Origin of the sequence: Microcoleus sp. D3_18_C4 (assembly GCF_036702355.1) — a bacterium.
In the GTDB taxonomy this organism is placed as follows: Bacteria; Cyanobacteriota; Cyanobacteriia; order Cyanobacteriales; family Microcoleaceae; genus Microcoleus.
Genome location: NZ_JAUBTF010000109.1, coordinates 1 through 11,081, shown reverse-complemented (window position 1 = coordinate 11,081; position 11,081 = coordinate 1). Strand labels below are relative to the sequence as shown.

Annotated in this window: 12 protein-coding genes; 6 read left to right on the top strand and 6 right to left on the bottom strand. The window is 46.3% G+C overall.

What is annotated here, in order from left to right:
* The first annotated feature begins 141 nt into the window (after nt 1-141).
* Nucleotides 142-327 carry a hypothetical protein gene (locus QUA90_RS29120; RefSeq protein ID WP_333448643.1) on the top strand — a complete coding sequence of 62 codons (186 nt, stop codon included), beginning with the start codon at nt 142-144 and terminating at the stop codon, nt 325-327.
* A 419-nt stretch (nt 328-746) separates the two neighbouring features.
* Here the strand turns inward: QUA90_RS29120 and QUA90_RS29115 are convergent, their stop codons facing one another.
* Nucleotides 747-1,448 carry an MBL fold metallo-hydrolase gene (locus tag QUA90_RS29115; RefSeq protein WP_333448644.1) on the bottom strand — a complete coding sequence of 234 codons (702 nt, stop codon included), beginning with the start codon at nt 1,446-1,448 and terminating at the stop codon, nt 747-749.
* Between QUA90_RS29115 and QUA90_RS29110 the strand changes: the two genes are divergently transcribed.
* Entirely contained in the window at nt 1,380-1,691 is a 312-nt protein-coding gene (locus tag QUA90_RS29110; RefSeq protein ID WP_333448645.1) for a hypothetical protein, read from the top strand. The two genes, QUA90_RS29115 and QUA90_RS29110, sit on opposite strands and share 69 nt — an antisense overlap.
* Nucleotides 1,692-1,802: 111 nt before the next feature.
* On the opposite strand, the gene QUA90_RS29105 is transcribed toward QUA90_RS29110, so the two are convergent.
* Nucleotides 1,803-2,612, bottom strand: coding sequence for an SDR family NAD(P)-dependent oxidoreductase (locus QUA90_RS29105; RefSeq protein WP_333448642.1), 810 nt, complete (start codon nt 2,610-2,612; stop codon nt 1,803-1,805).
* A gap of 942 nt (nt 2,613-3,554) precedes the next feature.
* Here QUA90_RS29105 and QUA90_RS29100 point away from each other — a divergent pair.
* Both QUA90_RS29100 and QUA90_RS29095 read left to right on the top strand, forming a co-directional pair.
* Nucleotides 3,555-3,866, top strand: a complete 312-nt coding sequence (locus tag QUA90_RS29100; protein ID WP_333082386.1) for an RNA-binding protein — start codon at nt 3,555-3,557, stop codon at nt 3,864-3,866.
* A 409-nt stretch (nt 3,867-4,275) separates the two neighbouring features.
* Nucleotides 4,276-4,887 (top strand): hypothetical protein, encoded by a 612-nt coding sequence (locus QUA90_RS29095; RefSeq protein ID WP_333448641.1) that lies wholly within the window; start codon nt 4,276-4,278, stop codon nt 4,885-4,887.
* Between the two features lie 246 nt (nt 4,888-5,133).
* Here QUA90_RS29095 and egtD read toward each other — a convergent pair whose 3' ends face one another.
* The 3 genes from egtD to egtC all read right to left on the bottom strand — a co-directional run bounded on the left by egtD (nt 5,134) and on the right by egtC (nt 8,610).
* Complete coding sequence (egtD, locus tag QUA90_RS29090) at nt 5,134-6,177, bottom strand: L-histidine N(alpha)-methyltransferase (protein WP_333385309.1); 1,044 nt, start codon at nt 6,175-6,177, stop codon at nt 5,134-5,136.
* Between the two features lie 380 nt (nt 6,178-6,557).
* Nucleotides 6,558-7,850: an ergothioneine biosynthesis protein EgtB gene (locus QUA90_RS29085; RefSeq protein WP_333385306.1), complete on the bottom strand. Its 1,293-nt coding sequence runs from the start codon at nt 7,848-7,850 to the stop codon at nt 6,558-6,560.
* Complete coding sequence (gene egtC, locus QUA90_RS29080; RefSeq protein ID WP_333328296.1) at nt 7,822-8,610, bottom strand: ergothioneine biosynthesis protein EgtC; 789 nt, start codon at nt 8,608-8,610, stop codon at nt 7,822-7,824. Before egtC ends, QUA90_RS29085 begins: the two co-directional genes overlap by 29 nt.
* A 161-nt stretch (nt 8,611-8,771) precedes the next feature.
* Between egtC and QUA90_RS29075 the strand changes: the two genes are divergently transcribed.
* Nucleotides 8,772-8,990 (top strand): hypothetical protein, encoded by a 219-nt coding sequence (locus tag QUA90_RS29075; protein WP_333040721.1) that lies wholly within the window; start codon nt 8,772-8,774, stop codon nt 8,988-8,990.
* Nucleotides 8,991-9,961: 971 nt separating this feature from the next.
* Complete coding sequence (locus QUA90_RS29070; protein WP_015179076.1) at nt 9,962-10,249, top strand: RNA recognition motif domain-containing protein; 288 nt, start codon at nt 9,962-9,964, stop codon at nt 10,247-10,249.
* A gap of 269 nt (nt 10,250-10,518) precedes the next feature.
* On the opposite strand, the gene QUA90_RS29065 is transcribed toward QUA90_RS29070, so the two are convergent.
* The gene (locus QUA90_RS29065; RefSeq protein WP_333328299.1) at nt 10,519-10,965 is read right to left on the bottom strand and encodes a hypothetical protein; all 447 of its coding nucleotides are present in this window, start codon (nt 10,963-10,965) and stop codon (nt 10,519-10,521) included.
* Between the last annotated feature and the right edge of the window lie 116 nt (nt 10,966-11,081).

Genomic DNA, 11,081 nt, shown 5'->3' with positions numbered 1-11,081 from the left:
CGTTTTTATCAACAAGGTATGCGGGCCGCAACCCTTATACAGTCTATCTCGTAGACCTCTTTGTCACCCCCCCAGGTCCTGAGCAAATGAAATTGATCGAAGCGCAATTAGCACGCGCGGCAGTTTAGCTCGCCGGAAGAGGTGATTACAAAAGCCCTCCAGACTTTGACTCAAACACGCCAGCATTATTGGGAGTGGGTGGAGGAGGTGCGCTCTTCGGTGGAGGAAGCGGAGGTGGAACTATCACGGGGTGAGGGAATCCCCTTAGAGACTGCGTGCGAGCAATTACAGGAAAAGTTTCGCAAGGCACGAGAGGTTGAGGGATGAGTCAATGCTTTGTCTCTCCAACAGCAATTCGTGCAAAAAGTATCCCATAATTTTGGGTCAGGGAAATAAATCGACACCTATTTTATAGTTTGTGCTAGTTAGATTAGATTCAAATAGCCCGGAATTAATGCCAGTTGAACATCTGTGGGAAGATTTACCCGAAAACTACTTTAATAACCTAATATTCAAGTCAATGTCTAAGGTAATCGATGAGCTTTGTCAAGGACTGGTCAATCTAGCATCTAACCGGGAGCGCTGGCGCTCAATGACATATTTCCCACATTTAAGAATAAGCTCTTTGAACGCAACTTAGTATGAGTTTTGAATTTAAGATGTCTCAAAATCCAGAGCGCAGTCCGGCTGGAACTTCCCCAACCGCCTACTTTGCGTAATCAATAGTAAGGAGGAACTTTCTAGTTTTAAGAGTTCCTAGACTCGTCAACGAAGGCTTTTAACTCAATAGCATCGTGACTGCAAAACACGCGCACATCTTTACTATGCTGCACCGATAATTCGTGCAGCCGGCCTTGATTGAGCAACCTAGCCTTGCGATCGACCTCCATCATCCATTGGTAGGCGCGCAAACCGGGCGTGCAGCGTCGGTTAGCGGCATCCATCTCGTGTCGGTAGAAATAGGCATCGCCTGCGTGCAGAAGCCAGCCATCGGGTGTATCAATGGCAATGCCAGCATGACCGCGCGTGTGCCCCACCAACGGGATTAGCAAAATCTCCGGCGGCAACCCGTCGAGGTCGCGGACTGCTTCAAAACCAAACCAAGGTTCGCCACCCGCCGAATAGTATTTCCAGCGTTTGACTTCATCCCACTGCCCCGGACGATAGCGCCTTTTTGTGATGAAACCGTGCCGATCGTGTGCGGCATCGATTTCAGCCTGCATAACGTGTACCGTTGCTTCCGGGAAATCCTCTAGACCACCGGCATGATCGAAGTCGAGGTGGGTTAGCACAATATGGCGCACATCGCTTGGTGAAAATCCTAGCTGTTCAATTTGATGGATTGCCGTGTACTTGCGATCGAACTGGATGTTATTAAAATGGACGAAAAACGGGCTGAGCCGGGAGTAAGGGGATTCGATATCCCGCAATCCGAAGCCGGTATCAATCAGAACCAGTCCCTGATTCGTTTCAACAAGCAGACAGTGGCAGGCGAGGTTAGCCGTCAAACCGCTACTAAAGCCATCGAAAAGCGCCCCTCCAATGGGACACATACAGCCACAATTGAGATGATGAATTTGCATAAATGTGCTGTACTAAATTACTTAGGCGGGAACCATTTATTCCTCAGTTCGCATCCAAGGCCGATGCTGCATAATGCCATCGATGAACGCCTGAGAAAACTGTGCTAAATCGTCACTACTGGAAGAAGTAAACACGCTTTTACGGGCTGCAATCTTGCCATTATCTGCGATGGTTACTTTCTTTAAATCTGCACATAAGAATAGTAAGACGGGCGTGAATTATTTGTTAGCAGAACCCGGTTCAGTAAGCTGGCGGTGCATTTCGGCATTAACGGTATCAGGTACAACTTTGCTGGCGCTGGCTAGAATCTTTGTCTTGAGCGAACCTGCAATGATGTTGTCCTTACCAGCCATCAAGGCTTCAAATCCCTGTTTGGCAACCTCGGCTGGATCATCTTTCTTGTCGGCGCCCGCCTTCGTGTCATCCATTCCCGCCCGGTGGAAGAAGTTAGTATCGGTGGGACCCGGCATCAGCGAGGTGACAGTTACACCTGTATCTTTTAACTCATTGCGGAGTCCTTCGGAAAACGAGTGGATGAAGGCTTTGGATGCTGCATAGACTGCCTCGAATGGCCCCGGCATTAGGGCGGCAATGGAGGAAGTGAATAGAATCCGTCCTTGGCCGCGATCGACCATATCTTTGACTACCCGTTTAGCCAAATGCACAGACGAGACAACGTTGAGGTTAATCAGATTTATTTCCTCCTTTAAGTCTGTCTCGCGGGCAAAGTCGCCCCCGACGCCGACACCAGCATTAATTGCGATCGCATCCACTGGCCGATTAGTCGCTTTTATCTGGTTGTAGAGCGTCTCAACACCGTCGTAGGTAGCGAGGTCTGCCTGCACTGTATCGACTTTGGCACCGAGCCCCTCAAAGGCTTGAGCCGCTTCATTGATGCTCGCTCCGGTGGCGGTGACTAGGAGATCGAAGCCGTTTTGAGCGAACTGTTTGGCGAGTTCGTAGCCGATACCGTTAGAGGCACCCGTCACGACAGCCAAGGGCCGGGTCAACGAACTGTTTATAACCATTTAAAATCCTCTGTAACTGCTCCACGCTCTTTTGTCTAGGCTTGCTTCTGTCTGTACTAGACAATCTTTGTGGACTGTGGACGTTCAACTTTTACAATGCTAGGGAGGTAGGAGTGCGATCGCATCTTTCCCAGGACATAAACTTTTAGGCATTTAAATACGGTAGAATCGAAAACAAACTTCATGCAATTAGTGTAAAAATCACAGCCGAGAATCATCTTAGAGAAAGAGCAAATAGAGAAACTACATAAAGCCTTAAGAAATGAATAAAAGGGAAATATTAGAGAAATAATTATACTTAGATAGCAATCGTTGCAGGAGTCGTAAAATTTTTACCCGACCCCAACCCTCCCCGCGAGATCGGGGAGCGAGTAAGAAATTCACAAATGATGCGAGAATTGCTATATATGTATAAAATGCGCGTAGATATTGCTAATAACTCTTTTGATAATTATTGGGGAGCCGCCATTATCGGGCGCTAAATCGGATGCGATGAGAGACGGGAGATGGAAGATGGGAGATTGACTCGGAAGATTAATCCTGGGCTAAAAACATTTATCTCTGGTGGAACGGGCAGGAGGCTTGTCCAAGGAGAACAGTGGGTGATGTTAGTTATAAGTGAATCTCAGGCACTGGTCTCAATCAGACCCAATCAACCTGGTAACAGCGACGCAAAATTTCAGCTATCAGGTCGATCGCGCAGCAAGAAACCAACCGGAGGATGCCAAGAGTGTAAGATGTCATTTATCAAGAATACTTTCTGTTGCCGATTGCCCGCTCGGCACCCAACATTGAAAATTATGACAGCCAATTGCTGATTCTGCTGGCTTCATGTTATAGTGGTTTTCCAAGAATTAAATTCGGTTGCGTAGTTTGTTGGTGTTTATTTACAAGCGTCTCTCCGAATCTAAGTCTCTGCACCCTAATGATTCTGGAGATTTTATGTCGATTTACGTGGGTAATCTTTCATATGAGGTAACATCAGATGACCTCAACGAAGTATTTGCCGAGTACGGTACTGTAAGCCGCGTCCAAGTGCCAATGGACCGGGAAACAGGCAGGATGCGGGGTTTTGCTTTTGTGGAAATGGCAAGCGAGGCAGAAGAAGCAGCAGCCATCGCAGCTTTAGACGGTGCTGAGTGGATGGGCCGTGACTTGAAAGTCAACAAAGCCAAACCTCGCGAAGACAACAAACGCTCATCGGGTGGCGGCGGCGGCTGGGGCGACAAAGATCGCTCTTCTCGACGCTACTAAGCTTTGAGACTGAAAATTTGAGTTTTGGTAGTTGACGGCAGGTGCGAATGCTGCTTTTTTTTCGGGTTGTTCGATCGACCCATCCAATAAAACTCCCAAACCTCTAAATCAGTTTTGCCCCCTCCCTGGAGGGGGCTTTGTTTTTGGCGAAAAATCCCGCGAGATACGTCCGCGGTGCAGTTCCCACTCTAGTTCGTGATTCAGTACCCTCTTAACTGCTTTTTTTAAGAGGCTGTCGGGATTTCGCGGCTCGACGCCTGTAAACTATCAAACTAGAATTAAGCAGCAAGAAAAGCTAGAATAACGGCAAAACTGAATATTGCCTAGAACAGCAAAACTATCTTTACCGAAGATTAGTCGAGAAAACCAGCCGAATATCAGCCAATATCTTGATTTTGCCTGAATAAAGATGTCCAAGGTCTACAGCACGGCGGAACTCATTAAAATCCTCGAAGAAGAGCGCCAAGCCTGCTTGTATGGGCGGCGCCTCAACTTGACTGAAACTCCTGCTACAGGCAACCCCGTGATTGACCGCTTTCTCAAATCTGAGGGCGTACAGAAGTTCACTGCTTATCAAAATTTTAAGGCAGCCGTACACGAATACCAGCGGGAACATCAAGTTTCTGGGATTGTCTGGCGGGAAATTGCGGTTAAAGGCAATACTCTACGCTATCCGGCAGTGGATGACGAATTAATAGCTCTACCGGTTGATTTGATCACGCTGAAGGCAGCTAAGATTTCTATGTTGGAATTCTGGCAGCAGGTAACTGCCGGGATGGATTTGTATTTAAGTGTTAACAGCGGAAAGGATTTTCGATCGATCGAGTCGGTTGATGTAGAGGCTATAGCCCAGCGCACAGAATGGGCCAGTCTCTCGAAGTGGGAAAAGTTGGATTTCCTAGAAATTTTGTTGCAGTTGGGCTGGGGGAAGCCGGAGGAAGCTTATTATAAGAGGGGATGGCCGACCTCGGGCAGTGAGTACATTCACGCCGTAAAACCCGGACAGCGGCCGATTTGTTAATTAGTCAGTAGTCAGTAGTCAGCAGTCAGTAGTCAGTAGTCAGTAGTCAGTAGTCAGTAGTCAGTAGTCAGTAGTCAGTAGTCAGTAGTCAGTAGTCAGTAGTCATAGTGCTGTCCCCGCTCGCGAACGTTATTAGTCAGTAGTCAGTAGTTACTAATTATTGCGAGATATTCAAAACAAATAACAAATAACAATTGGCAATTGGCAATTGGCAACTGCCAACTGTCAACTGTCAACTGTCAACCGTCAACTGTCAACTGACATCTGACAAAGCATCAAGCCAAACCACTGATTTGGATCTGTCCAAACCTGCATAGGCATTAAACCACGCTGCGAAAGTTCTTTTTTTACAGTATTGAGATTAAACTTGCGCGATATTTCGCTGCGGATAGTTTCTCCCGCTGCAAATTCAACTATTAAATTGAGAGAACGCAACTGCACTGTTTGCACTTTTTTACTTTTCAAGTGCATTTCTATTTGACATTCCTCTTGATTGTAAAAAGCCCAATGCTCGAACTGTGCTAAATCAAAATTTCCCTCATATTTTCGATTTAAATGTCGCAGCATATTCAAGTTAAATGCTGCCGTTACTCCTTGACTGTCATCGTAGGCCGGCTCTAAAATATCCTTAGATTTGTCCAAGTCAATTCCCAGCAAAAAATACTCTCCCGGCTGCAATGCACCGACAATTTGCGAGAAGAACAAATCGCATTCTTGAGCGTTGAGATTGCCGAGGGTACTGCCTAGAAAGCAAATCATTCGGGTTGGCAAGGGCGACGGTGCAATTTTAGCTAAGGCTAATTCGTAAGTGCTGACAAGTCCGTGAATCTGGAGCGACGGATAATCGGCCAACAGTTGACAAGCGCTGCTTTCTAGGATAGTAGGACTGATGTCGATCGGCAAATAGTGCAGGGGATACTCCAGTTGACTGTAAGCATCAAGGAGAATCCGAGTTTTGGTGGAACTACCGCTGCCGAGTTCGACGATTTCGCAGGGGCCAGTTAAATTGGCGATCGCCCCCGCGCACCCCTGCAAAATTGCCGTCTCAGTGCGCGTCAAGTAGTATTCCGGCAACTGGCAAATCAACTCAAACAGATTCGAGCCGCGATCGTCGTAGAAATACTTTGGAGGCAGGGATTTGGGGCTTTGAGTTAACCCGCTAACTGCATCGCTGCCAGCATTGATTTCTGCCGGTGTCAGTGCCGCAGCGCTCACCAGGCGCTCTAAGTGCAGGCGGTTTTCCTTCGTTAAGGCTGAGTTTGTCGTATCGGAGAGTCTTGGGGATTTCATAAAGTAATTTTTAGATGCACATATCGGTATAGCACGCAGCCGCGTTGCCAAATATCGCGCTCAAGTCAGATTTTTCATGCGGCTCTGGATTCTGTATTTTCTCACCGGATGGCGATCGCATCCACAATTAAAACTTAAAATTTATCCACAAAAATTATTGAATACTTAACCAAACTTGTTTTTTTTGAGCTTGTTACATGGAAAAAAGTTGGGCATTTCGCAAACATTTTTTTTCCCCAATTCCCTCTCCAGCCAGTTATCTGAGGTTCGTAAAATAAGCTTTGTAAGGCAAGTATTAAGGAATTTGTTCATCGGCAAAGTCCGATGAATAAATTTTTCACTATGAACCAATTTGATGGTAATTATAATTACCTAGCCAACTACTTAGCGCAGCGAAAACCAGCAATAATTTGCCGCACGCCCGGATAGTACCAATTCCGAAAGGTCGATCGCAGTGCCTGCGGAAAAGTCGCCCAACTCCCGCCTTTCAAAACCCGGTGTTCTCCATCAAAATAAACTTGAGAATATCCCCTGTAAGGATAACTTTCAAATCCCGGATAGGCGTCAAAAGTTGAAGCAGTCCACTCCCAAACATTGCCCAACATATCATAGCAGCCTGCGGCACTTGCTCCTTTGGGAAAGGCATCAACTGGCGAGGTATTGGCAATATTATTGCCGTGATTGCACAGGCTGCCGTTTGGCGGTTCTTCTCCCCAAGGATAGATGCGATATGTTTGATTTTTGGCATCCCAACTCGCAGCTTTTTCCCATTCTGCTTCCGATGGCAAACGCTTGCCAACAAAGTTGCAGTAAGCTTCGGCTTCGTACCAACTCACGCCGCAGACTGGATGGTTGTTGAAAGCTGGATTTTCTGACCAGTAAAGCGGTTGAAAGACGGCTTCGCCTTGCAGCCATTTCCAGCCGTCCGCTGACCACCAATCAGGGTTTTGATAGCCGCCGAATTCCATAAAATCTCGGTATTGACGACAAGTGACGGGATAGCGATCGATCGAGTATGCTTCTAAATAACATAGGTGGCGCGATCGCTCGTTATCCAAAGCCTCAGCAGCATCGCTTCCCATGTAAAATTCCCCGCCCGGAACTTCAATCGCTGAATTGGGAATGGGGAATGGGGCATGGGGCATCGGGAATTGGGCATTGGGCATTAATATTCCTTCTTCTTTCTTCCCTCTTCCTTCTTCCTTCTTCCCTCTTTTTTCTGCCTTATTCCTGTGCATTTGCAACACGAAAGCAACAGTTTCGCAGTGCTGGCTTTCGTGCTGAATAATAAACCGCCAGAGACCTTCTTGCTCGTCGATCGGCGCTACTTCCAAATAATCGAACACCTTTTTTCTCACCTCATCCAGATATAATTCAACTTCTGGTAACGTCGGCAGAAAAACCCGTTGTTTTTTGGGCAAAATATCAGCAGCAAACAGTTGGTGATACTGAGGAAAGACAGGTTTCAAGCCAGCGCACCGTTGCAACAGCCACAAATCCTCAGTATAAGCAATGTGACCTAAGTGCCAGCCAACTGGACTGAAATCAGGATGAGCTTGACGGCAAAAAGTATCATAATCGATGTCTGCAAATAGCTTGAAAGTGCCGCTGCGACACTGCTGCAAATCGCGATAAATTGCCTTTCTACAAGATTGGATAGATTTCGATATCACGCTCTACTCCGGTACTGATAATGCTCTGGACTGGGCACTCGTGCCAATTGCCTGCAAATAAAGGTTCAGAAGCAATGATGACAGAATCCGGGAAATTTAAATCGTCCCGCAGCCAATAGAGGGAAGGAGGGGTTTTTTGGGAAGCAAAGCGAGAGGCAACAAGCTGGTGTCCGTCGCTGATAATTATATTAGCTGAAAATTCTACTTGGTGAAAGTTTGCTAGCTCTGCCACAGTTTTCAGCGTGTTTTGCAAAGCAGCTTCTAGAGTCACATTGGTGGCTGTCAATTCATTGACAAACAAGCCGAAAATATGCTCTGAATCTGTAGTACCGTTAATTGATTGATAAAGCGTATCGCTGAGTCGATCGCGAATTGGTCTGTAAAGAGTTTGCCGAAAATTCTTCACGAAGCCGTTGTGTACGAACAGCAGGCGATCGTTCTGAAACGGCTGACAGTTGCTCAAATCTACAGCTTGTCCTGAAGTTGCACTGCGAACATATCCGATCGCGCATCCAGATTCAACGTATCGACTGATACTCGGAAGGTTAATGTCGCTCCAAATTGGCTGTACATTTTTATAGGTAAACGGGTCAGTATCTAGGTGCGGGTGATACCAACCAATACCAAAACCGTCAGCATTGAGTAGACCAGAAGTCATTTCGCGGGGCTGGTAACTCTGCACAATTAGGGAATGTTCCGGCTTGTACAGAATAGCATCAAGTAAAATCGGCTCCCCTAGGTAGCCAAGCAAACGGCACATAAAATTTTTGCAGCAATTTGATTAGCATTGTAAGTCATGAGCCGAAAAATTGCCCGATCGCGCATCTTCAGCGCTGGAAGGTTTTTTGTAGCCCGCTGCCAGCATCGCAGTACAAACGATACAGTTAAGGTATAACCCCTGCAACACAAGGAGACTCTTGAATGTTCATCGACGAACTCATCCCAATGGCGAAAGAATTGATCGAACAGCCGATCGCCTTCGCGGGCGGATTTTTATCTGGCCTGCTTCGACTCAACCTTCACGAAGATCCCGTTAAAAGCTGGATCGACGAGCAAGCTGGTTCAACTTCCTACACTACTCCCCCAGCCGAACCCACCAACGGTAAAAGCACGGGGCCTCAGTCAATCTCGATCGACTAAGGAAAAGCAGTAACATCCTCCCAACGCCAAACTGATTACAGTTATGGCGTGGGCTTCCAAACTTCACAGTTTGGCTTTTCGCGTTTTTCCCTTACGGGATTTCCACACTGGGGTAGATTGAATTGCTCAGTCCCCGCTAGAAAGTCTGCACAGACACAAGCGATTCCTGCAGAGCCTTTCTCAGATAGATGAAGTACAATAACAGCAGTGTGTAAACCAGTTCCAAATATTGTGCTGAGAAAGTTGACGGAATGCAAAGTCGATCGCCTTTCCTAATTATTGATAATTTGTTATGTTGATAAAACTGAAAATATATTTAAGTTTTGACCATAAATTCTCAGGTTTGTGATCCATGGCGCGAAGGGGGCGACAATTATATTACTTTCGCCCCTTTTTTTTGATTAGTTTCTTTACTTGTTTTCTCTATTTATATGACTATTTTCCATCACTAACAAAGCATTTTTCCATGGTTTGGGTAGGTTGTCGCATCATAAATGTCTCAAATGTAATTGTATCATTTTTTTTTAATTAACTTATATTAGAACTTTATGAACTCTTATATAGCAATCCTTGCAGGAGTCGTAATTTTTTTACCCCACCCCAACCCTCGCCTTAGCCGCTCTGAGGGAGTAAGAAATTCATAAATGATTTAGGAATGCTATACCTTGTTAGTCGCTTTGTTTCCGAAGATGCTTGGTGATTCCTCGCCCACCCATCAGTGATCTGATTAAAATCAAGTATTGTTCAGGGGTGGGATTCCTCGCCGCCCCAAAACTTATATCCTCACTCATCCGCAGGGCGAGTGAGGATATGAGTTTTGATTAAACTAACTATTGCAGCCAGTACCAAGGGTTGGTGAGTGCGGCAAATCCTTTTAGTCAGAGTCGATCGCCCAGTTGTATGCTAGATAGCACTTGACAGTTAAATTAAAAGGTTATTATGTATACCACAACAAGTTCAGTTCGATCGACATGACTATCTACATTGGAAATCTGTCTTACCGCGCCACCGAAGAAGACCTCAAAGCAGTATTTGCAGAATACGGCACAGTCAAGCGAGTTGTCTTGCCTACCGACAGGGAAACCGGTCGGATGCGCGGTTTTGCATTTGTTGAGATGATGGAGGATGCCCAAGAAGACGCTGCAATTGCCGAATTAGACGGTGCAGAGTGGATGGGGCGCCCCTTGCGAGTGAACAAAGCTAAACCCAAAGAAGAGGGAAATCGAGGCGCTGGTATCAAGAGAAACGACGGATATTAGTCCGCGATGCGGCGGTTGACATCCTCTCGAAACCCACCTGATGCACCAGTACGCCACTAGCGCCGAATTGCAAGCAGCAGTTGATTTTGGGGATGAAATGTCAAATCCGCTGCACAAAAATATCGCTTCTTTATGGGCTGCACTTGATTCCTAACTTTTTGAGAAAGACAGAATTTATACACGCTAGTCTAGAAACCCGATTTCTGCCGCGATACCTCGCTGGTAAAAGCAAAATTTATCAGGAGAAACCGGGTTGATGAGCGTTTATCTTAGAAAGAGTAAACTCGCCCTTTTTCATCAATATAAACTGACCGGTCTTGCCTAGTGCGGCCGTCTGATCTAGTGATGCGAATCGTCAAAATGTTTGTCTGCGAGTCAACGTTATAGTCGTATTTCAAAGTTGCGGTTGCTGTTGTGGCATTAATCGGAATATTGGCAATGTCCCCGGTACGATTGCTGATGCGAACACTGATGTTTCTGCTGGCTCCGACTGGCAAGGATGACAAGCTGCCACCTGATTCACCGTATTCTAGGTTCAATCCCGTTTCATTTAACAGTCTGAGGGTAATGTTGCGAGTATTGTCAACCTGCGCTTGAGGTTGCCAAAATCCGGGTTTTGTCCCGCCGTCAGTTGCAGGTTGAGATAATGCTGGGTGAGGATGCAGAAAGGCTAGGGCGGCAAGTATTGCTGCGGTTGCAATAATTTTTGATTTCACGGTTTGTACCTCCGGGTCAAGAATTGGTGATATTTCTATCCTAGTACAGCTCGGCGTAAATACACAGACTATTAAACAGCCAAGACTTTACCCTTGTATGTCCACTTAAAAGGTTT

Bases quoted from the DNA above. Each gene is read 5' to 3' on its own strand.
- QUA90_RS29110 (WP_333448645.1), top strand. From the start codon at position 1,380: ATGGACGAAAAACGGGCTGAGCCGGGAGTAAGGGGATTCGATATCCCG.
- QUA90_RS29105 (WP_333448642.1), bottom strand. From the start codon at position 2,612: ATGGTTATAAACAGTTCGTTGACCCGGCCCTTGGCTGTCGTGACGGGT.
- QUA90_RS29100 (WP_333082386.1), top strand. From the start codon at position 3,555: ATGTCGATTTACGTGGGTAATCTTTCATATGAGGTAACATCAGATGAC.
- QUA90_RS29095 (WP_333448641.1), top strand. From the start codon at position 4,276: ATGTCCAAGGTCTACAGCACGGCGGAACTCATTAAAATCCTCGAAGAA.
- egtD (WP_333385309.1), bottom strand. From the start codon at position 6,177: ATGAAATCCCCAAGACTCTCCGATACGACAAACTCAGCCTTAACGAAG.
- egtC (WP_333328296.1), bottom strand. From the start codon at position 8,610: ATGTGCCGTTTGCTTGGCTACCTAGGGGAGCCGATTTTACTTGATGCT.
- QUA90_RS29075 (WP_333040721.1), top strand. From the start codon at position 8,772: ATGTTCATCGACGAACTCATCCCAATGGCGAAAGAATTGATCGAACAG.
- QUA90_RS29070 (WP_015179076.1), top strand. From the start codon at position 9,962: ATGACTATCTACATTGGAAATCTGTCTTACCGCGCCACCGAAGAAGAC.